Source organism: Desulfamplus magnetovallimortis, from assembly GCF_900170035.1.
Taxonomy (GTDB): domain Bacteria; phylum Desulfobacterota; class Desulfobacteria; order Desulfobacterales; family Desulfobacteraceae; genus Desulfamplus; species Desulfamplus magnetovallimortis.
In genome coordinates, this window is sequence record NZ_LT828567.1 from 10,881 (window position 1) to 32,610 (window position 21,730).

The window sequence follows — 21,730 nt, forward strand, 5'->3', positions numbered from 1 at the left end:
ATCAATATACTCATCATCTCGTTCAATATACTGATACCGGAAATGATTGCCCCCTATAAGAACAGCAACCCACCACCCTTCAAATCCGGTAACAGCCATGTAATGCTGTACTTGAGCCATGTACATCTCAGGTATGCATTCTTCATCCCAGTCACATTTTTTAAAGCTGCTTGTTGTCTTGCATTCCAGGCCTTCTTCCTTGCCGGTAATGATTCTATCAAGGTTAGCAAGCATAAAGGGGTTTTCTTCACTTCTGAGTATGTAATGGCTTTTTTCAATCTGTAAGCCTGTTCTCTTTGCAAATTCATCAGCAATAATATCCTCAAGTCTCTTTCCCCAATAAATTGCTTCGGATGCCTCCTGCATATCAGGTGATGAGTTGATTTCACCAACCTTGTCAAAATAAACAGATGCGATTGAGCTATAAGGATTAACCCCTGCAATTGCGCCTGCGTCACTTCCTCCGATGCCTGATCTTCTGTATTGGAGCCACTCTTCATATGATATGGTTCGTATATCAACAACTTGTTTCATGGTGTATCTCCTTAAAATAGAAACAGCCATAATCCATGTAAGCATTATGGCTGTATAAAGATAAAAAGCCTTTTCAGGTAAATCCCGAAAAAGCCTTCTGTTGTGTCTGTTAATTAATTTTTTTATTTTTTTTGATAAATTTTACAACTTCTTCCATTTCCTTTTTTATATGCTCCTGAAGTTTCTCTTTGATGTCTTTTGGTATAGAATAATCTAATGTTAACTTGGTGTACCGTTTACAGATATCCACGAATTGATCGGAATTTTCTGATTTACTGGCTCGTGAATTATATGACAGAATAGGTTTTGCATATTTCATATAAGCATTATTCCATCTCTCTTCCATCTGCTCTTCTTCATCTTCTTCTATATATTCAAAATCATCCGGTGTCGGCATATTCAAAGGCTCGTACTCCCATGGTTTAAGCCAGCCATATTCAATTTTCCATCTTTCTTCAGGTCTCATATTTCCTCCTTTTTTAAATCAGGCATAATTCCCAAAAGCGTTAAGGTTTCAATGTCAAAATCAGAGAGAGAAAGAATAATTTTCAAAGCATCTGATTTGCTGATTGTTGATGCAAGCTGCTCATCTTCTGGACACCAGTTGCCGGAGCTTCTCTCTTTAAAACAAAGCAGCTCTTTCTTAAGTTCAGGATACTTTCCTTCCGTAACCTTGCGAGCAAGCCTTGCTTTAGCACCAAGTTGTCTCCCATGCCTTATATGATGACTGTTCATATGACTCCTTCTTAAAAGATTTCAGCTACCATCTTTTCATCAGCTTCAATTTTCTTTTGAATTTCATTAAACTCTTCAGGTGATGTTGTTCTTGGAGAGAATTTGTAAAAATCCATAAACTCCTTTTTGGTTCTTGAGTCTGTGTAGCCTTTTCTTTTACAGTAGTCTGATAACCATTGAAGCTGGCTGCTATCCAACCCCCTGGAATGTGCGGGATTATTGTTGATATTTACCTGAGAAGCCCTGTTGTTCTTTGTTAAAGGTTTATTGTTAACGGGTTGTTGTGCATCTGCATCTTTGGTGTCATCAATATTGAACAAGCCGTTCATGCAGTATTTACGGGCGTAAGACGAGGCAGCACCTGTTATCTGGCTCTCATCCATGCCTTTTTTGGATAGAGCCTCCCTTGCTACAGCAGTTGTGCTAACTGTTTCATCGGTTTTTTCAGTGTTTATAAGAGTTGCCTTTGCTTCAATGTAGAAGCGGTCCCCTGTCTGCTTTACGGTGTCTGATAAAATCAATGACAAATTATGCTGTGCAAGAAGAGGTTTAACGCTTTCCATAATGTCTTCAAGTGACCTGTATTTAAAATTGCCAAATTTATTATATTGTACTTTTGGTGCCTTTAATTGGGACTGTACAATTGAAAGTTTCTGATAAATATTCATGGGATTACCTCCTGTTGAAAATTTTACCATTCTATAGAACTAAATCTATTTATTATGAATTTTTATAAATGTCTGAATATGATTTCGCAGAAGTCCCCTGGAAGGGAAATAGTTATCGTGGTGGCTGATAAAAAGAAGTGATTAAGGGAAGATGATGTTACTTAAGATGTTCAGGCGGGGGTTAAATGTTCAGGGAATTCTCTATTTAAGGTTCAAGATTTGTCTGTATATATTTTATGATCTCCCTTTGAAGAGCTCTGAATCCTATGCTGGGCTTATGTGAATTATGAAAAGCATCAAGGATCTCATTTTTTTCATAATCAGTTAACGCAATCCAGTCATAATCGTCCATATAGAAGAATGCATCATCAAGCTCTTTATATGACCAGTAGAGACTGGCTATGTGCTGATCAGGGTCTAACTCTTGAAGCTTTTCGATCAAGGTTGATACTTTCATTTTTAATTGCCTTTTTGTAGTTCAGGAGTGGTTTCCATGAAATGCAATTCAAAGATAATTTTCAGGCTGCTCCAAAAAAGTTGTTCACAGTAATCGTCAGCCATCTTTGATGCCAGAGTTTCCATATCAGAATCATCCATGGCTTCTACTATTTTCTTAACATGTTCATCTTCGTTAAAAGCATGAATAATATCTTCTTTTGATATACTGGTAATTGTAAAAAACATTTTTTCATTCTCTTTGTTTTTCATTTGAATGCTCCTTTTTATGATTTTTTTGGTTAAAAACACAAAGAACACATTGGGATTTATCCCTGCATGCTTTGCATATTCTTTCATGGTCAATGATATCGGTTATATATTGAATAATGCTATTCATAGCTTTGGTCATCGGTATATCAAGTGCCCAGGCAATACGTCGTAATGCAGCACTCTGATACTGACTGATTTCAGGTGTATAAGCCATATCATGCTCCTTTATTGAATCTCTGCATATTCCATACTGACAACTAACAGATTGTTGTAGTCTCCGGACATTGCTTCAGAAATATACTGATTGACATATTCTTTGTCAGCTCCAGCTCGTTGTAATGCTTGCTTGATCTTCCCCATAACAGCAAAGGCATTGCCATCTGAGCCTGTCAATTTTACAACTGGTCTTTCTTCAGGTGCTCTCATAATAATTCTCCTTTTTCTTTTCATTAGTTCTGATATCCTGCATGATTTTATCTTTGCATGTCTGACAAATACCGTGACTGACTGAACACTCACCGTTTTCCATTGTCATGGTTAACCGATTGTCAGGACCATCTTTGATCCCGATATATATTCCACACCAGGCACATCTGATTTCATAAACCATAGGTTTCCTTTTAAAATAGAAAAGCCCTCTTTACAGAACAAAGAGAGCTCCGTTAATATAACAATTTTATTTCAAAATTTTTAATCCATGATGATTTGTCTTCTGGGTCTGTTAAATGTTTCGGCAATTGAATTTTCAATATCAGCCATACCTGATCGAATAATTTCCTTAAGACTATTATCTGATCGAATACGATGAATTGATGTGCCCTTCAAGATAGACTGTGCCCTATCTACAAGTTGGGAAAGTTCATTGTCTTGAAAAATATTTCGATCTTTAAACGTCTGAAAATATTCATAGAAATTATTTATTGCCGATTTTCTGAATATTTTTGGTTTAACAGCATCTTGAGTAAACCTTTCTGAAATATGTTCAACCATCTGGGCAAACTCCTCCCTTAAAGCATTTACTGCCAATAACCTTGCTTCTTCCATGGTTTCCATGAACTTGGCTTCCTCTCTTGCATATACTTCAGGAGACAATAATCTGCTCTCACCATTGGGTATTTCCAAGATTACAAAGCGCCAGTAAAACTTGAATCTTGAAATTATATCCATGGGGTAGTCCACTTCATTAAAGAGATTTCCAAGATATTCCTTGGCATCTTCTCGAAGATAATTGTAATCGTTACTGAAATCCTCGACGGCCTGATCAAAATCATTTTTAAATTGATGCAGCTTGGTATCAACAGTGGTTATGAGGTCTTTTGGAATAAACACCATACCGGTTATAGGGAAAGGCAGGCTCTTGCTGTTCAGCCATGTTCGGGTGCTATTGCTTATTTTGCATATTGGCTTAAGACTTGCCGGCTCTACAAGTTTTTTACTTGCCGTAACCCAGGAATGATCGGTAGTCTGAACCATTTTTGCCAGTTTGCCTTTATCTATCTGTTTAATTCCTCCCCATTTTGATACGGACAATTGTACGAGGCATCCCTTTTCAAATATGTTGTCTGTCATGTCTGTCTCCTGTCTAAATAAACCCTCATGAGAACGATGTATGAAAGTTGTTATATGTGAGCATGTTATAAAGACTTTCAAATAAAAAAGCCCCGAACCGATGTGATCAGAATTCGAGGCTTAAAAATTGTTTGCTGTTAAATGTTATCCGCAAAGCGGAAGGAATTTCTTTACCATAACCTTGTCAGTCTGGAAGTAGGCAGGGGTCAGTTGTTTTTCAGTTTCATGACCAAGCAGATCCTTGATAAACTGACTTTCAGCTATGCATGTGTTGCCTTTAAATCCACGGGTTTCAATCTGAATTTCTCCTTCAATGGAAATCTCCACAACAATTTCTTTCATTCTGATTCTCCTTTACATTCTGACATGAAGACGGATAGCGTTGTTTTCAGTCTGTTTTTCAATGACTCTGTACCCTTTCCTGATAGCTTCGGCTTTTGTACGTTCAACAGCGTATCTCTGCTTTAAAAGTCCGCCGTTTTGTCCAATGGCAACCCTAATTCCTTGATCATAAAAATCCGTTTCAAGTTCATATTTGCCATCTTTTAAAACAAGCCCTATTTCATAGTCAGCTCCTGGAATTATAATGGCATGATCACACTTGTTATCACCGTAGTACCATTTATAAGAGGTCTTTCCTTGTACCAGGGTTAAGCCCATTCTTTGACAAGCCTTGCTCAGAGATTCGATGTCTGTTACCTCTAATTCTATCTTTGCTATGTGACTCATGAAATCCTCCTGACTCTCCTGACAGTTTCATTTTTCTCATGTGCATTGGCACGTCTGGCCCTTGTTTTTGACCAATCTCTTAGGGAATCTATGTCCTCTTTCATGGTTCTTGAGAGAGGGATTATATTCTTCATAGCATTTTCAAATCCATCAAAGAGGCTGTCTTTTGCCAGTTGTTCAAGTTCGGCTCCTGTCCAGCCCACAAATTTGTCGGCTTTTTCCATGGGGATGGATGAGTTATACCTGGCATTCATGATAGATATGATCTCTTTTCTTTCAGCCTCAGTAGGAGTATCCACAAAGAACATGGAATCAAAACGTCCAGCTCGCAAAAATTCCGAAGGAAGAGATGAAACATCGTTAGCTGTAGCCATCACAAGAATTGGAGAAGTTGTTTCCTGCAGCCAATTTAGAAAATGTCCGAACATACCAGCCGTTGTGCCACTATCTGTACCACCTGAAGATTTTACACCTGAAAAACTTTTGTCAATCTCGTCAAGCCACAGCACAGCCTTGCCAAAACCATCAATGGTTGCCGTTGCCTGCCTCATTTTCAACTCAGATTCTCCTACAAGAGATCCTTTAAGAGCAGAGATATCAAGCCTGATTAAAGGCCAATGCAATATAGAGGCAGCAGCCTTACATGAAAGGGATTTTCCTGTTCCTGGTACACCTACAAGCAGCAGGGCTTTGGGTTTAGGCAAGTGTTCATTTCCAGGTTCAAAGGCTTGAATACGGTTGCTCAAGTATTCTTTAAACGGCTCAAGACCACCGACTTGATCCATTGGTACCGGAGGAAAGAATTCCATTAAGCCAGACCTTCTTATCATCATTTTTTTCTGTTCTGTGATAATGTCAGGATCGAAACTTTTTGTTTCTACCAGACTAAGAGCAAAGGCTGTTTCAGCTTCAAATTCGGTTAACCCTTTTGCAGACTCCACAGCTTCAGGGTTGATCTCAATATCAACGGCATCTCCCAGTTCCTGCATGATTAACGTCAAAGCCTTGGTACTCGGCAATGGAAAATCCAATAATGTAAAATATTTTTCAATCTCCTGGGGAATAATAAAAAGTGGTCCAGCCAGAATAAGACAAGAACCCTGGCTTTTATAAATATGAATGTTGTTTTGAATAGCTTGAATGATCTCAACTGATCCCAGAAAATGATGAAAATTTTGCATGATAAGGATGGAATCACTCTTACTTTTAAGCCAATTCAATGCTCCGAGAGGATCAATTATGTCTTCAATCTGTTTTGAAGTTTTTGGTTCGGTAATGCCTTGCAGGCAGTCCCATGTAAAGGTGTCCCATCCTTCAGCTTTAATTGAATTTATTGCCCGATATGGCTCCTTAGTGTTCAGCACAATTGCGGGATACCCAGCTTTCATGTAATTGGTGATATTCATGGTGTATATACTCCTTTGTATGTGTATTTTTATTAAGGTTTAGAAATAAGAAAGCCTTCAAAAGACATTCTAATGAAGGCTTGTTGCAGTAAATGCCGTAAAAACTATGAGTAAATTATCTTGCATTCATCAAAGCTGATTTCCCACGGTGCCAGTTTATCGCTTGATGAAAAGCCATTATTCAGCCAGATACCACCACTGAAACAATCTGGATGATGCTGTTGATCAAACGCAATGAAAAGATTGCAGATATATTTCCACATCTCCTGACCGACAACTGGATAGCCTTCAATTTGTTTGATTCTCTCCCAATCAGGAAAGAACATTTTGTAAATCTCAGTTATAGCTGAACTTTGATGTTCAACCTTTTCAAAGATTTCCTGTAATCGTTGTTGAAGTTGCTCTTTACATATAACTCCCTGCTTTTTAAGTGACTCCTGATAAGTCATCATTATTATTCTCCTGATGCCAGGGGTTAAAAATAAAAAAGCTCTTTTGGAAATTCCAAAAAAGCCTCTGTGAATGAAACAATTTGTGTGGTTGTCTGGAAGGTTATTTTATTTCTCGATATATCTCCTGAATAAAACCCTCATCAGCAAAGCTGTAGTAGCTATCATCGTACATACTGATAATCAGATGTTCATGGACAGTTATTCCAAGAATATCAGCCGCCTGAATAATCCTTCTGGTAAGAACTTTATCATCCTGAGAAGGCTTTAAATCTCCTGAAGGATGGTTATGACATAGGATCATGGACGCTGAATTAGCAAGTATTGCAGGTTTTAGTACCTCACGGGGATGAACTCTGGCTGAAGAGATGTCTCCGGTAGCTACGATATTTAAACCAAGGATATTGTTCTTTGAATTAAGAAGGATAACGCAGAACTGTTCTCTATCTGGTTGACCCTCTGTCTCTATGACTTTTTTGATAAGTACTTGGGCCTGCTTGGAGTTGGTTAATTGCTGTTGATCGAATTTTACATGTTGATCACGGACTAACGTGACACGAAACGTGGAGATAAAATTTTTATTTTTCTTCATAATTCTCCTATTTTTGGATATAAAAAAAGCCCTCACAGATAATTCCATGAAAGCCTGAATATTTTAATGTTGTATCAGCTCAAATAATTCTAACTTTGATAATTACCACTCGGTACAGATCAGCATACCAATGTTAAAAAATACCTTTAACTTGTACTCTCAAGCGGTTTCAAAAAGGGATTCGGAGGGTATTTGAATTCTATCCAAAGCTGTTTCCATTGCCTTGGAGCAAAGAATATAACAGAGAAATCAAAATGCTCGTCGCCCTCTTCTTCAAGGGTTCCTCCATCTTCAGTATCAACACAAAATGCAATCTTGTCATAAACAGAATTTACAGTAGCACTGTAATGTTTGGCATAACTGCTTATTTCGATCATATTATCGTACCAATCTACATTTTCAAAAACCTGTTTAAGATCTTCTTTGATAAGATCAAAGGAATCTTCAGAAATGCCTTTAATAAAACCGTTAATTGCTGAATAATATCCCATGCTTTCTCCTGTTTGTTAGTTATTATGATCTAAATTTTAATACCATGTTTACGAGAAACTTTTCTGGTTTGTTTGTATATATCTTTAGTGTTAAGCCTGTTTAAAAGTAATTTACGCATGATGTTTGTGAACTTATCACACATGATATAAGAGCCCATGTGACGTGTGAAACTTTCTGCGGCATTTATCATCAAATCTACCAGACATTCATCCCATTCCATATCAAAGTACGGTGTCGGATTATAAAGAAAGAAACCATCACGATATTCATATCTGACGCTTTTATCATATGACATTAATAACCCGATTCCATAATTCACTTCTTCTTTGCCTTCTGATGCAATTAAAGATATCTCATCAATAAGAGTTTTCCAGACATAGGTCATTTTTAAAGTATCTATTTGATACATCAAATTTACTATCACTCCATCAATCAAATCTGATACTATAATAAAACCCTCTGGGAATGATTTTCGATACCAATCCAGACATATTTCCAGATTTGGGTTTTCAGGCAGATCAACCAGAGTAGCTACATTCTCATTGGTTATTGAATCAAACTCACTTTCAATAGTAATATAGTTAGCAAACATAATAAGTTGATCATAATCAAGCTTGGTAATATCCTGATCTTTAGCCTTTACAAGCTTGAGAATCTCGTCAAAACAATTATTCCCGATGTGTTGCTTGAGGTTATCTACAAAGTTCCCTTTTTTTAAAGGGTTAACGATAATCTTTATCTCTTTTTTTGCTGAATTTATTTTAGTAATTTTGTGATTCTTTTTTTGGTCTGTTTGATTGTTAATTTCGGTTTTGGCTTTATTTACTTCAACCAGCTTTTCATTTTGTTTTTTAGAGTTAACTTTTTTTATTTTTTCAGCCACTATTGTCTGGTTTTTCATTTATATCAACCCTTTCGTTTTTATTTGATTTCTGTTTTTTTTCTTTTGAGTCATCATCTTTTTTCCGCTCTTCTTTGGCATTAAAATGCTCAACTACTTTGTAGCCTCCGTATCCGATGATTCCCACTCCGGCGGCAACTTGAAGCCCATGTTTAATGGCATGTGATCGGCTACATTCACAGAATGGGCATAAATCATCTTCATACTCCATTAGTGGTCTTCCACATTTTTTACACTCTTTCATATCACCTCCAATAGTTCTTTCTGTGTAAATTCAATTTCAATGCAATCAATTTCCTTTTGGATGGCTTTTTGTCCGTAATCCAAAGATTGCATGAGCTTTTGTTTTGACTCGATAAAATCGAGCCATATTTGTTCTGGTAAAATGCTCCCTCTGAAGGGTACTAAACGTGATTTTTCAGCGGCGGTTTTTAGATCGCAGGCGTATAGATCTCTCAGTTTTTTTTGAAGGGAATGAATACCGACTTTTTCTTCTCCGATTGAAATGTAGCAATCCGCAAGTGTCTTGATACCGGTTAGGATGGCGTGAAATGATTCTTCGGCAAGAGTTATTTGTTCAATAGCTTTATCTGATTTTCTGTAAAACCAGTTCTCAAAAAATGATCTGGTTGTGTTGGGAGCATTTAATATGCTTTCTTTAAGAGATTTGGTTGCTTGATTAATTCCTGTATTGAGAGTCTGAGTTGCATTCACAATAAGATGGAATTGAGTTGATTTTCTTGTTGTCAATAAAGCATCGTGGTATTGCTGAATGCCGGAATTGATGATTGCTATACGGTCATTGTGAAGAGATGTTGATATCTGAGATATCCCCTTCTTTATATCTTTGAGTTCGCATGCAATAGTTATTAGAGAAAGCTGAATAGAAAGTGTCGAGCAAGTCTTCACGAAGTTGGAAGCGTCATTGGGTTTGAGTCTGATATGCTCCAATATTTTACCGTCTTTATACCACACCCCTTTAATGTAGCCGTTGCTATCCAGGAAAAGTTTGCTATTGTCAGGAAAAAACTTGATTTTGTAGAGGGTTTCGGGGGATAAATTTTTTGACAGGATAGAGTGGTATGGTAAAAATTTTAGTGTTTTGAGTAATATACTTCGGTTGTTAGCGTGGTTACTCGGAAATTTGAGTTTGTTCATAAAAAATCCTTTCCAAATTGATAGTAGAAAAATATGTGCATATGCACTTCAATTATTGGAAAGTGATGTTTTGCTGTAAACAAGTAGGTTTTTTAGAAAATTTCGATAAGTTGGCATAAAATATTAAAGTAGCAGTTGATGAATTATAGCGGTGCTTTTTTTTGAAGGTAGGTGGCAAATTTCAATAATATTCAGCCTAAATATATAGAGACGCTATTGATGGAAAAAATAGAAATTGTACGAGAAGAAATTCGAAAATTGACAAAGGAAGATTTTGATAAAATTCTTTATACTCTTATAAAAAGAAATATGAATATTCACAATTATCCTGGCGCACCGAGTATAGAAGATTTTTTACATGATGCAATTCATGATGCTTTGACTGGAAGAAGAACATGGAGAGAAGATCTTGATATTAAAACCTTTTTGATGAATATTGTGAGAAGTAAAATTTCTAACTTTAAAGAAAAAAAGGGTATTGATAAAAATGCAATTTCTATCGATCAAAAATTTGGTGATGACGATAACATTCATGATTCAATATTGTTTTCGAGTACCATCGGAGACTCCATTGGTAGCGTTTTTTCAAAACCCGACTATACAAAAGAAAGAAATCGGATAATAGATAAGATGATCGGGAAAGAAAATTTAGATTTAAAAGAACAAATATTATTAAAAGTGTCAAATGACTCTCTATTAACGAGAATAGTTGAATACGTTTTTGATAATCCAGGAGAGCCTGTGAGAGCAAGGAATATTGCAGCGGGGCTTAATATTGATATTAAAGATGTTTACAATGCGAATAAAAGACTGAAAAGATTGTTAAAAGATTTGATAAGGTGAATGATATGAGTAATTCTATGGATAGTTCTATTCAGTGGCTGGAGCGATTGAGTTCAACATTGGATTCTGATCCTGATATTATTGATTGCATGCCAATTGAGGACGTTAGAAGAGATTTAAAATCCCTTGGTGTAGATAGTGATAAGTTTTATTCTCGAATATCTAAATTATTAGAACCAACGTTTGAAGAACGACTTAAAAAAAAATTAAAAATGGTATTGAAAAATTTGATGCGCTTTTATCTCTTATTCCTGATATTTTTCCGCAACAATGTGCATTGGTGCCTGTTGCAGTAAGAAGTATGTCAAATGTTAAAGATGTTCAGAAAAAAATAAAGAGTAAATATTTTCTGGAAGACCCCAATCCTGTTTATCCATTGGATATTCCAGACAATTTTAAATATCAAACCCTGATTTTATGTCATTTAGAGAAGAAGAGCATTTCGATTCTTTACAGTAACTGGGAAGTTGAAAAACCATTTAATTTAAGTCCTGAGTTTGAAGAAGATGATTTGGGGGAAAATCGGTTGTACCTGATTTTAACAGAGATGCCTCTGGATATTGAAGAAGATGAAGATTTTATCACAGAGGATCGCTTTGAAGAAATTTTGTTGCAGATAAATGGTACAAGCAAGAAATTTCTTGCTTGTATTGATATTTCAATTGAAAAACGTTCTTAAAAAGTCCCACTATACTTCATGAAGGCCCAGTAATATGGATGGTTGCTCTTTAAGGGCGTTGTGTTTGTTTTCTTTTTCATACGTCCTCTAACACTGACTTCCAGGTCAGGGTTTATCACCAGATTTGATTTTTGTGCTTCATAGAAAGCATTGAACGGCATCACTCCTTTGTTGATCTCTTCATGGAATTTGTTCATGATAGAGGCGGTACCTTGATCATCAATCTTGTAAAAGCTACTGATCACACTTCTGGCTCCGGATATCAAAAAACTGCTGTCAAGAGCTTGGTATTCTTCATAATTCTTAACCCATTCATTACTTTTTCCTGTTTCGCAAGCTTCAAGCACTACAACTGGCACACCTGTCAAATCCAACCCGCCTTTTACGTCTAATGAAGATAAATTTCGATCTTTAAAAACCAAAAACGAAGTGCCGTCATTGTCAAGCTCTCCATGGCAGATCAAGCATAGCATTAGAAGATGGTTTTTGTTTTTTTCAATGTTTTTAATTAGATTTTCAGCTTTTGCAGTATCATTTTGGAGAATGATCACAGAATTTTTTTCATATAAATTCGTGATTTTTTCGAATTCAGCTTTTCCCGCCTTAAGGGGTTTTTCATCAGGTGCATAAAATAAGGATAAAATTTTACGCCCTTTATTGGGTTTCGACTTGAATAGCTTGTAAGTCAAAGAGAGGGAGGGGGTATAGCAGCAGTGGAAGTTATCATTGAAATAGTTTTGTGAGTCATTGATGTGCGCCGCATGTAATGGAATGGCGTGGAAAAAATCATGAGGGGAAATATAAAGATTTTTTATCTTGATTTCATTTAGAAATTGCCAAATAGGTCCCATAATTTTACCACTTTCATGCAATAAATTCTCCAATAATTTTAGATTGGGAGGTATTTCATTATGGAAAAGTTGATTGAATTCAAGGAAAGCTCTTCTGAATGATTCTGAAATATCAATTTTAAAGTGATGATAACCCAGGGTTTTTTCAGATTCTGAAGAGATAACCAAGCAATGCACAATATTGAGTTCATCAAGACAGTAAAATTCTAAAGCCGCGCTTTTGTTTTTAACGAGAAGTTCATGTAAATGATTTATAGTCAGTGGGTTTGCATTGATTAAGTCTGCATATTGAGGATTTATATTTTTGATTTCGGATGCCAGCTTCTGCTTTTCATTCACCAGTTCTGCTAATGCTTTATATAAATGATGTTGATAATTATTCGGGGAAATTTCTGTTCTAAGTTTACGGATTTTTTTACAAATCCCCCAATATCTATCGGTAAGAGGCTTAAATTCTTTCTTGCTTGGTTCAATGTATTCCAGCACAATATCTTCTAAAAAACTTTGTGATCGAATTCTTTCTATCCAATAAAGAGCTTTCTCATACTTTTTATGTAATAAATAAAAATTGATTATTCTTTTGTATTTATGCCGATGTTGCTTTAAGAATTTTTTTCGAGCGTGGATGTCTGATATTTCAAGGTATATGTCAGTGGTTCCATTTATCGTTTGATCATAATATTGCTCTGCTTTGATTAAAAATGAATCATTGTCACTGCTTAACTCAATTAAAACATTTCCAAGGGCGTATGATGCGTTCAAATAAAGAGTGGGGTTGCTTTCCAATGAGACATTATCAATAACCTTCTGAAAACAACGGATGGCCTCCAAACGTTTAGAATAAACATCTTCACCGCAATATTCATTGTAAAGCCCGCCCATGTTATGCATGATAATCGCCCATTTTTGAAGGTGTGTATCCTTTTTCCAGATTTGAAGTGATTTTTTAAAACAATTAATTCCTTCATCAAAACTATGGCCATTATTTTTAACGATATGCAATCCACCAAGATTGTTCATCGTCAGTGCCAAATCTTCGAGCATTCCGAATTTTTCATACACTTCAATCGCGTTATTGAAGCACTCTTCTGCTTTCATTAGGTTTTGGTGTTGTTCTCCTTTTTTCCTGGATAAAAATGCACCTCCAAGGTTACTCATGACCTTAGCATGTTTTAAAGGTATTGTTTCTTTTCGGAATATTTCAAGAGCTTTTTGATAATATGAAATTGAAATTTCTTTATTTTCAGCAGAATCGCCGTTGATGCGTTCAACATGGCAAATACCAAGTTTATTCATCACGTCTGCCCATTCCATCGGAGATTCTTTTTTATCTAAGGTGTTCTCTACTCGTTGAAAGCAGTGAATTGCTTTCTCAAAATTCAATGAACGATCCCCTTTTATTCTTTTCCGGTATGCGTCTCCCAAGTTTTCCATCACCCACGCCCAGTTAAAAACATCATCGTTTGGATCTATTTCTTTAAGTGCTTTTTCAAAAAAAGATAATGCTATTTCAATATTCTCCAATTTATTTCCCTGAATACGTTCGATATAAGCGCCTCCAATACCGTTCATTGCACTAAGCCAATTTTCCAAATCAGTTTTTTTATCGCAGAGTTCAAGAGCCTCTTTGTAATACGTGATAGCAGTTTCTATATTGTTCTGTGGTTTTCCTTTGACACGATTTAAGTAAGCGCCACCCAAATTGATCATGACCGAAATGAAATCTTCAAGAAAATTTTCTTTTGTCCATACAGAAAGAGCTTTTTTATAGAAAAAAATGGACTTTTCTATATTGTCAGCTTTATTCCCTTTGATTCGGTTGGTGTACGCGCCTCCAAGATTATTCGTAGCAAGTGCCCATTGCTCAGAAAAATTTTTTTCATTGCATATTGAGATGATTTTTTGAAAACATGAAATAGCAATTTCCAGATTCTGTATTCTTTTCTGGTCATATCGAATCAGATAGTGGAAACCCAATTCATTGAGAAATTCAGCCCACTCATAAAATACATCCATTTCGATAGTTATTTTGGAATGTTTTCTAATTTTATTCGCAATATTCTCGAATGAATGGATTACAGAGTCTTCGTTTAGATCTTGAGTCAATTTTTCGAAATAAGTCAATTCAAAGTAAGAAATATTTAAAGTAGCATTCATGTCGGTTTCACCAAGGAATATTTTATTGATGTGTGTGTATTCGATAAAAATCACTTATATATCTTGTTTCCTAATATAATAAAAGAAATTATTAGCGCAACTACTAATCCAGCCACTCCATTGATCTAACTCGACTTAGCGATAATTCTTCCGTAATCATCCCGTCATTTTTTAACCTACTCAGTTTCATTCTCTTTCATCATATCTGAGTAACTTTTTTGTATGTAATGGTTGGCCATGTATTCCAAATGAGAGTGTTAAAATTTTATCCCAGGGGATATTTTGACCTTTAACGATAGTTTTTTTTGATTGTGGGGTTGTGATGGTGAAATCAAAATAATATTTAATGGAAAGTCTTGATTTAAGAAATGATTATTGAAAAAAAATGTACGATATTTTGAATAATAAACCATTGAAAGGAATAGAGAATGGCTAACAAAAATAATAAAGATCAAGGAACACCTGAACAAATGACCAAAGACGAAAATTTATCAGCAGAATCCGTTGATCCCGAGATTGTTGATTCCAAAGAAGAGAACCTAATTGATGATGCAGTAAAATTTATCAATGAAAAAGCCAGCGAAGTTATTTACAAAGGGCATGAGGAAATAGGTCGTTATATTTTAGAAAAATTCTACGACGATGATATCAAAGAAGCAACATCTAAAAATCCAAAAAAAAAGTGAGCTTTAATAAGCTATGCGAAAGAGAAGATTTATTGGTACATCCAAACACTCTCTCTGCTGCTGTGAAAGTTTCATGTCAAGAAAAGATTTTTAAAGACAATAATTTTGATAGTACCCCTTTAAGCTACACACATAAAAAGGTTCTTGTCAGACTCGAAAAACCGCAAATAAAAATTAATATGGCTAAAAAGTGCATTGAAAAAGAATGGACAACAAGAGAGCTTGAAGATGCCATACAAAAAAAACTAAAATCACTTAAGAAACCTCAAGAAAAATCACTTATCAGAACCACACAAAAATATATTAAAAGAATAGAAACAGTTATTGAAATTGTTGATAATTCTGATTTTTCATTTAAATCTGAAGAATTAGAAAGAATGTCTGGGACAAGACGAAGAGAACTCATCAAGTATGCCAATAATCTTAAAAACAAGATAAATGAAATTGATTTAGAGGATGTTTCATCAAACTGCGAGTCTTTGATTGAAGAGCTGGAAAAAATAGAAAAAGAATATAAAAAAAATCCACCCAAACGTGGTAGGCCATCAGAAAAAAATGCAGAGATGACTGATAAAAATTAAACTTCAACTGCGAGGTAGAAGTTTAATTTTTATGATCTTTTGATCGGTCATCTTTGTTGATAGTATTTTTTATAAAATGATCAAGTCTTTGACGGAGAGGGGCAGTATAAAGAACAGTGAGATCAGTAAGTTTTTTGTGTACAATAAAACTCACAGATGGCGCGTTATATTAGATGAATTAAATTTGTCGAATTCGAATTGTTTTTAATTAATCGATTCTCTATACTCTCTCTCCAAATTTATATCTATATAAACGCTCATGGCCGGAGTCCGGCCACCCCCGATCATGAAAATAGTCGGGGTGTTTTCACTGTAAACAAAGTAAATCCATTCGAGTATACTCCCACCAATCACGGCACACCTTTTCTAAGATGATCAATAGTATGGTTTTGATTGTGGCCTTGTTTAGCACAGAGGCCACTCATACCCCAACTTATGTTCATGATCAAATCCCCACCTGCTTTAATCCAACGTATTTTCTTCAGATAGTGAATTTGGCAATGTAGTCTATTCTTAGGTTATATTGTGCTGTTCTTAATTTGCTTGAAGCAAAGACACTACTTACATAGGAATAGTAATATCAAATTGAAAAATGAATGAGTAGGTGTTTCATGTGGAGATTCCTTTTATTTGATTTTTCTTTCTACCTCTTTCTTTAATCCTTCTTATTATAATCTTTCTTAGATAGAGCTCAATCCATTCCACCCCATGAATACGACAACCAATTCTCCTGTATTTCTGCTGTGAAGACCTGCGAATAATGATCAGACAATTGGCACCCCTTAATTTCCGCATTTACTATTATTAGAAAAATATTCCATTTTTGAAGATTTCTTATTTGAGAAGTGTAGGGCACTCTGGTGAGCATATCAAGGATGTCGTGTTTGAATTTTTCGCTCGATGGAGAAAAAAACAACCTTTCCAGCCATATTGTTTAGTAGGGGAAATTAATGACCCTACTTGGTCGGCTTGACAACAATAATTTGATGGAGGGAGATTCTATGAAAGAAGGGTTGAAAGTAAGTCAAACAGAAAAAATGACTCAAACTCATGGCAGTGACTCATTAAAAATGGGAAAAATTGAGCAGAAAGTCGAAATGAAACAGGCATCTACAGAAAAGGATGGAGAAGGTCGCGAGTCAAGCGAACGGATTTCTGGTGTTGATAAATTCGTTCTTCATCTGAAAAAAATTGGGTCACAACAAAAGAAAGATAAATTAGAAACTGGGAAAATTTTCATTACTGAAGTTTATGGAGGGAATTACAAAGATGCTGAAGAAAAAGCCTTTACTAAAGGAAAAGATGGTTCATCAATCGCAAAGGTTATTGAAAAAATTGAGAAAGATCCTTCAAATGAATATCCTTCCAAGACTTGGATTTATGACGCAATTAATTTGGCTATTGATTATAAAAAATATGAAAATGGCAAAATAGATTCCACATATGGAAATTTGAAAGTGAGCCATCAGACTGCGCTTACCAGTGTTAATGACGTAGAGGATAAAAATAAGCTTATTAAGGATTCGGTTGAGAAAAATTGGTCCGTGGCAGAATTGAAAAAACAGATTAAGGAATTAAAGGCCGAGGGAATCGTTAATGTTCTTAACCTCTCTCTCACTCAAGAAATTGATCAAGCATCACTCGAAAAATCCAGTGCTTATGACTTGAAAAAATACATTGGTAAAGCCAAAGAGAAGCAAAAGAAAATCATAGGGGAGTTGGAGCTTATAGCAAAGAACATTCAAGCGGTTGAGTCTGAGTTCAAAAAGAAGAAGAAGGATCAGAACGTTGGGCTATTTGCAGAAAATTAATGCCACCGTGATCCCTTAGCTTTCGGTACTACCAACCCGACAAAATTTGTCGGGTTGGATAAACAGATGAAAAAATTGCTCACATCACTTGATGTTGGATAAGGAGACACCGAATGAAATCAGATGAACTCAAAAAAATTGAAACTGAAATCCGGTCTCGTGTAACGAAAACAAAAACCAATGCATATGAGATTGGCAAATATCTTGTAAAAGGCAAAGAATTACTAAGCCATGGTGAGTTTAAACCTTGGATAAAAAATAATTTTGATTTCAGCTATTCCACGGCAAATAATTTCATGAACCTGTACCTAACATGCTCTGGTAACTCTGAAATCGTAGACAAATTAAAAACTTCGGTATTGTTCAAGCTATCGAATAAAAAGTTCCCTGATATTCTTAGAAGATTTTTGTTAAACAATGCTAAAAATTTGAAAACAATAGATCAAAAGACCATCAACACTATAGCCACTCAATGTGAAAAAGGTGAGATAAATCTTAAGAGCCCTCAGATTCAGAAACTACTGGTCAATGCCGACAAAAAAGAAAATGATGATGTCTTTGTAGTGACATTGAAAAAATTTCGAAAGTCATGCGAAGAACTTTTTATTGATACTGATGAGGAAATGTTGCTCTCTTCAAAATCCCAAACTATCGCAAAGTCAATCATACAGAAAATGATGAACCATCTTTGTAAAATTTTGAAATCAAAAGGTATTACTCTTAAATATACTATTGAATAGACGGTAGCATTTACTGGCATAGGGTTGATCGTTGTAGTTAAATCAATCCTTGAGACCTTATGCCAGTTTAGAATAGAGAATAACAAAAATCTAACTTTTGGATATATCCAAATTTTGGACTTTTAACTCATCCCCCACACCTTAACTCACAACTATTGAATTTCATTTAACCGCGAAATTTTTAAGAGAGGTGTCGTCACCGACGCGATATTACACACAAATTTTGAAAGTGAAGTGAAATAGCATGTTTCGTTTAAACAATAAGACCTATCTGATGATTAGAGATGAGATGGGACGGTGAACCTGAACATTTCTGCTGCAAAATATTGAGCAGATTAAAAAATGCAAAATCGTTTACATCTATAAGCAAAATACGATTCGGTAAATCGTATTTTCCACATGTGTGGAAAGTAGAATTAAAAAAAATTGGAAATTATTCAACAATATCATCCGGAAACAAAATGAACTTTCAAAACAACTTCAGTCATTACTAAAATTAATGGGTTCATAATGGATCAATTTGAATAACGCAATAACTAATAATTTAAAAAAATAGCTTCGTGCGCACATCTCATTCAGTCTTCTTATTCACTAAAACTTATTAGAAGACTGAATGATTTTTTTTATGAAAAATTTTGTAGTTGTTATCAATGTTTAAAACAAGTGAGGTTATCATGATTTTAACAGAATTAATTGGAAGCTGGCGTGTAGATGATCATAAGAAACCAATATCAAATATTTTTAACAGAAAAAACAATAAATTTAAGTCATTAAAAGAAATGGCACTCTGGAGTAGAGAAAACTATTTCTTGGTCTTCCCGCAGCAGGAAGTGTTAGCTGTTCGAAATAAAAAAATGTGTGACAGGTTTTTTATCGGTACCAACTTACTATGGATTGATGCTGACTATGATGTGGATATCGAAGAGTTGAAAACTCAATGGAAAACAGCCAACTTAAGAGGCTTTTTCTACTTTACCACTAAATATTACACAGAAAGGATTAAGCGAGTCAGGATTTGCATAAAAGTCCGTGGTTTAACTTTGAATAACGCTCAAGATTATGCATTCGAAATCGCAAATCTATTAAATCTACAAAAAATAGATTCCAGTCAATATTCATCAACATCTTACTACGCACCGGTAAGAGTTAACAACGAGACACCAGAGTTTGATGAAGATTCATTATGGGTGCATACAGGGAAAACAATCAAGCTGGATGTTAAAGGTAAAGAAAAACAAACAAAAAAATGTAGTAATATAAAGTCTGGAAAACCCAAAGATAGAAAATTGGTATTGTTCAGTGAGTTTTTAAATTCGCTGTCTTGTGTTAGCAGTACCACTGTTAGGGATAACGATACCGTCAATGTAATATTCAAAGATATACATGAAAAAACAGAGAACGGATATTTCATCAATCCATACAACCCCTGGGTAGTAAATCATCCCAATAAAAACAAGACGAAACCATATTCAAACGAAGTGTTTAAGAAGGAATTTAATCAATACAAAGAATATATTTTAGAAAACTTTCCTGTTTATCAACCATCAAATCAAAGTCAACCGGATGAGACTATAACAAACAACAGTAAATATCTTAACCCCTCAGTCTTCAATAACAAAAGCAAACTTTTATTCGTAGAGTCGTCGACAGGTTCCGGTAAATCAACCAGTCTGGCTCAGTGGTTATTAAAAGAAGACAAATCAGTTCTTTTTATATCGGTGAATAGAGCACAAGCAATACAAACTCACCGGTCTCTACTTAAGGAAGGTCTCAACTTCGATTGCTATTTGCCAACAAATCAGAAATCAGCAAAAGAAATTTTTAAAGACGGAAACCAATATTATTTGTCCGAGTTCGTTGCTAATGCAAGGAAAGGTGTAATACCAGAGAAACTTATCTGCGGTGCTTTGTCTTTACATCATTTGATCGATAATAATCAATTATTTCGAACATTCGATTACATCATTATTGATGAGATTACGACTCTGCCAAGGGCAGTAATAAACACTGTAAGCTTGATGTCGGATCACTCAAATCGCTTTAAACAGGATATGACAGCTCTTTATCACTTATTACGGACAGCTCAAAAAATTATCTGTTTAGATGGTTTTATCCCGACTCCAGTCGTGAAAGCAGTAGAAAATATATCTGGAAAACGAAAATATCATATTAGAAAAGAATTTATTACCAGAAAACGTGTTGAAATCTTCTTAACAAATAACCCCGCACAACCCAAACTTAACGGAAAAATAAGATTGAAAAAATTTGTAAAACAAATGCATCGAGATATTAACAATAACAATCAAACTTTGCTGATCGCTTTGTCAAATAAGAAAAAAGCTCATGAATTGTTTAACTATATTAATTTAAAACATGAAAATATCAGTATTAAACTACTTACAAAAAGATTGAATCAGAAACAGGATATCATCAATTTTATTCAACATTTGGATGAGAACCTATTAAACACAGATATCATGATATACAGCCCAACAATTACCACCGGTGTTGATATACCCCAAGCTAAAGATACCAACGTCTATCATATTATCCAAGGGAAACATCTCTCATCCCATATTCATTATCAAATGACGATGAGGGGAAGAAATGTTGCTTCTTATAAAGTGCTACTACCAACTTATCTCTTTAATAAAGAATCACCTACTAAATATGAGAATTTAGAACGTAAAATGATTAAAGACTTAAAAGCACTTTCTAATTTAAATAAAAATAAGTTGATGAACAATGCTTTGCTTTCAAATCTTTTGAAGAAGAGGAGTATGGGAATGGGATACGTCTTGATGTCTCGCTATTTGAATAAATCATGTTATAAAAATATCAACGCAGCATTGAAAAATGAAGTTGGTATCTTTACTGCTTTTCAACTGGAAAAAGCAAATATAGCAATGAAAAACGCAGATAGAGAACAATCTATTGCAGTACAATATCAAAACTTATTAGCACATGAAGGATGTCAAGTATCTATACAGTTAGATTCTGTTAAAAAGACATCAGAAAAGAGAGAGGAAGAACTAAAAGTTGAGTTAAGACTATTAGGAATAGAAAATAAAAAAATTAAATATCGTAAGTTGTCTTCTTTATATGATTTAAAAAGAAAATATGTTTTTTCTCAGCAAATTCTTCTTTCTAACTATAAAAACGAAGATTCCAGCAATATTACTATAAAAACTACGGAAATACTAAAAAAAGCTTTTAACTTAGTTAGCTTGAACTTCAATACAAAAAAAATAGAAATATCCAATGAAAATCTAATAAAAATATACAACGCTATATGTAAAAACATTTTAAAGCTTAAAGATAATGAACGTATACATAAAATAATTCTTGATAAATTTAATAATAAATCATTGCCTGATGCAGTTAAAATAAGACGTGTTGTTTTCTTGTTAACTCTGTTCTTTCATACCAGTAGAAAAAATG

General features: G+C 34.8%; 27 protein-coding genes. 8 read left to right on the top strand and 19 right to left on the bottom strand.

All coding sequences use genetic code 11. The features are described from left to right. The 18 genes from MTBBW1_RS25660 to MTBBW1_RS25750 form a co-directional block, all read right to left on the bottom strand. Positions 1-534, bottom strand: a 534-nt coding sequence (locus MTBBW1_RS25660) for a YqaJ viral recombinase family nuclease (RefSeq protein ID WP_186441720.1), incomplete at its 3' end; no start/stop codon positions are given. Positions 535-643: 109 nt separating this feature from the next. Continuing rightward, entirely contained in the window at positions 644-1,000 is a 357-nt protein-coding gene (locus tag MTBBW1_RS25665) for a hypothetical protein (RefSeq protein ID WP_080809401.1), read from the bottom strand. Next, positions 997-1,269, bottom strand: a complete 273-nt coding sequence (locus tag MTBBW1_RS25670; protein WP_080809405.1) for a hypothetical protein — start codon at positions 1,267-1,269, stop codon at positions 997-999. The genes MTBBW1_RS25665 and MTBBW1_RS25670 overlap by 4 nt, the downstream gene beginning before the upstream one ends. An 11-nt stretch (positions 1,270-1,280) precedes the next feature. After that, positions 1,281-1,937, bottom strand: a complete 657-nt coding sequence (locus MTBBW1_RS25675) for an ERF family protein (RefSeq protein WP_080809407.1) — start codon at positions 1,935-1,937, stop codon at positions 1,281-1,283. A 205-nt stretch (positions 1,938-2,142) separates the two neighbouring features. Beyond that, complete coding sequence (locus MTBBW1_RS25680) at positions 2,143-2,394, bottom strand: hypothetical protein (RefSeq protein ID WP_080809410.1); 252 nt, start codon at positions 2,392-2,394, stop codon at positions 2,143-2,145. Between the two features lie 2 nt (positions 2,395-2,396). Beyond that, complete coding sequence (locus MTBBW1_RS25685; RefSeq protein ID WP_080809411.1) at positions 2,397-2,645, bottom strand: hypothetical protein; 249 nt, start codon at positions 2,643-2,645, stop codon at positions 2,397-2,399. Then, entirely contained in the window at positions 2,626-2,859 is a 234-nt protein-coding gene (locus MTBBW1_RS25690) for a hypothetical protein (RefSeq protein WP_080809413.1), read from the bottom strand. The genes MTBBW1_RS25685 and MTBBW1_RS25690 overlap by 20 nt, the downstream gene beginning before the upstream one ends. 11 nt (positions 2,860-2,870) lie before the next feature. Further along, entirely contained in the window at positions 2,871-3,071 is a 201-nt protein-coding gene (locus MTBBW1_RS25695) for a hypothetical protein (protein ID WP_080809416.1), read from the bottom strand. 264 nt (positions 3,072-3,335) lie between these two features. Then, the gene (locus MTBBW1_RS25705) at positions 3,336-4,214 is read right to left on the bottom strand and encodes a DUF3150 domain-containing protein (protein ID WP_080809421.1); all 879 of its coding nucleotides are present in this window, start codon (positions 4,212-4,214) and stop codon (positions 3,336-3,338) included. A 144-nt stretch (positions 4,215-4,358) separates the two neighbouring features. Then, a complete protein-coding gene (locus MTBBW1_RS25710) occupies positions 4,359-4,556 on the bottom strand; it encodes a DUF2997 domain-containing protein (protein WP_080809423.1) in 198 nt (65 codons plus the stop codon). Positions 4,557-4,568: 12 nt separating this feature from the next. Continuing rightward, a complete protein-coding gene (locus tag MTBBW1_RS25715) occupies positions 4,569-4,943 on the bottom strand; it encodes a DUF1257 domain-containing protein (RefSeq protein WP_080809426.1) in 375 nt (124 codons plus the stop codon). Next, entirely contained in the window at positions 4,940-6,349 is a 1,410-nt protein-coding gene (locus MTBBW1_RS25720) for an AAA family ATPase (RefSeq protein ID WP_080809430.1), read from the bottom strand. The genes MTBBW1_RS25715 and MTBBW1_RS25720 overlap by 4 nt, the downstream gene beginning before the upstream one ends. A 104-nt stretch (positions 6,350-6,453) precedes the next feature. After that, complete coding sequence (locus tag MTBBW1_RS25725) at positions 6,454-6,801, bottom strand: hypothetical protein (protein WP_080809432.1); 348 nt, start codon at positions 6,799-6,801, stop codon at positions 6,454-6,456. Between the two features lie 100 nt (positions 6,802-6,901). Beyond that, positions 6,902-7,390, bottom strand: coding sequence for a JAB domain-containing protein (locus tag MTBBW1_RS25730; RefSeq protein WP_245809566.1), 489 nt, complete (start codon positions 7,388-7,390; stop codon positions 6,902-6,904). A 146-nt stretch (positions 7,391-7,536) separates the two neighbouring features. After that, positions 7,537-7,881, bottom strand: a complete 345-nt coding sequence (locus MTBBW1_RS25735) for a hypothetical protein (protein WP_080809436.1) — start codon at positions 7,879-7,881, stop codon at positions 7,537-7,539. A 29-nt stretch (positions 7,882-7,910) separates the two neighbouring features. Then, positions 7,911-8,783 (bottom strand): hypothetical protein, encoded by an 873-nt coding sequence (locus tag MTBBW1_RS25740; protein WP_080809439.1) that lies wholly within the window; start codon positions 8,781-8,783, stop codon positions 7,911-7,913. Then, positions 8,758-9,027 (bottom strand): hypothetical protein, encoded by a 270-nt coding sequence (locus tag MTBBW1_RS25745; protein WP_080809441.1) that lies wholly within the window; start codon positions 9,025-9,027, stop codon positions 8,758-8,760. The genes MTBBW1_RS25740 and MTBBW1_RS25745 overlap by 26 nt, the downstream gene beginning before the upstream one ends. After that, positions 9,024-9,941 (bottom strand): hypothetical protein, encoded by a 918-nt coding sequence (locus tag MTBBW1_RS25750; RefSeq protein WP_080809444.1) that lies wholly within the window; start codon positions 9,939-9,941, stop codon positions 9,024-9,026. The genes MTBBW1_RS25745 and MTBBW1_RS25750 overlap by 4 nt, the downstream gene beginning before the upstream one ends. Before the next feature lie 219 nt (positions 9,942-10,160). Between MTBBW1_RS25750 and MTBBW1_RS25755 the strand changes: the two genes are divergently transcribed. Genes MTBBW1_RS25755 through MTBBW1_RS25765 form a run of 3 tightly spaced genes read left to right on the top strand, consistent with a single transcriptional unit; the run spans position 10,161 to position 11,463 of the window. After that, on the top strand, positions 10,161-10,784 hold the full coding sequence (locus MTBBW1_RS25755) for a hypothetical protein (RefSeq protein ID WP_080809446.1): 624 nt from the start codon (positions 10,161-10,163) through the stop codon (positions 10,782-10,784). A 5-nt stretch (positions 10,785-10,789) separates the two neighbouring features. Then, positions 10,790-11,080 carry a hypothetical protein gene (locus MTBBW1_RS25760; RefSeq protein WP_080809448.1) on the top strand — a complete coding sequence of 97 codons (291 nt, stop codon included), beginning with the start codon at positions 10,790-10,792 and terminating at the stop codon, positions 11,078-11,080. A gap of 5 nt (positions 11,081-11,085) precedes the next feature. Further along, on the top strand, positions 11,086-11,463 hold the full coding sequence (locus tag MTBBW1_RS25765; protein ID WP_080809450.1) for a hypothetical protein: 378 nt from the start codon (positions 11,086-11,088) through the stop codon (positions 11,461-11,463). Here MTBBW1_RS25765 and MTBBW1_RS25770 read toward each other — a convergent pair. Beyond that, positions 11,460-14,471, bottom strand: coding sequence for a CHAT domain-containing protein (locus MTBBW1_RS25770; RefSeq protein WP_139786908.1), 3,012 nt, complete (start codon positions 14,469-14,471; stop codon positions 11,460-11,462). The two genes, MTBBW1_RS25765 and MTBBW1_RS25770, sit on opposite strands and share 4 nt — an antisense overlap. Before the next feature lie 428 nt (positions 14,472-14,899). Between MTBBW1_RS25770 and MTBBW1_RS25775 the strand changes: the two genes are divergently transcribed. The 5 genes from MTBBW1_RS25775 to MTBBW1_RS25795 all read left to right on the top strand — a co-directional run. Then, a complete protein-coding gene (locus MTBBW1_RS25775; RefSeq protein ID WP_080809455.1) occupies positions 14,900-15,157 on the top strand; it encodes a hypothetical protein in 258 nt (85 codons plus the stop codon). Positions 15,158-15,189: 32 nt separating this feature from the next. After that, positions 15,190-15,738: a DUF1016 N-terminal domain-containing protein gene (locus MTBBW1_RS25780; RefSeq protein WP_080809457.1), complete on the top strand. Its 549-nt coding sequence runs from the start codon at positions 15,190-15,192 to the stop codon at positions 15,736-15,738. 950 nt (positions 15,739-16,688) lie between these two features. Beyond that, on the top strand, positions 16,689-17,549 hold the full coding sequence (locus MTBBW1_RS25785; RefSeq protein WP_080809460.1) for a hypothetical protein: 861 nt from the start codon (positions 16,689-16,691) through the stop codon (positions 17,547-17,549). 113 nt (positions 17,550-17,662) lie between these two features. Next, positions 17,663-18,289 (top strand): DUF3102 domain-containing protein, encoded by a 627-nt coding sequence (locus tag MTBBW1_RS25790; protein ID WP_080809463.1) that lies wholly within the window; start codon positions 17,663-17,665, stop codon positions 18,287-18,289. A 674-nt stretch (positions 18,290-18,963) separates the two neighbouring features. After that, positions 18,964-21,730 (top strand): DEAD/DEAH box helicase family protein (locus MTBBW1_RS25795; protein WP_139786909.1); only part of this gene is annotated, 2,767 nt, incomplete at its 3' end.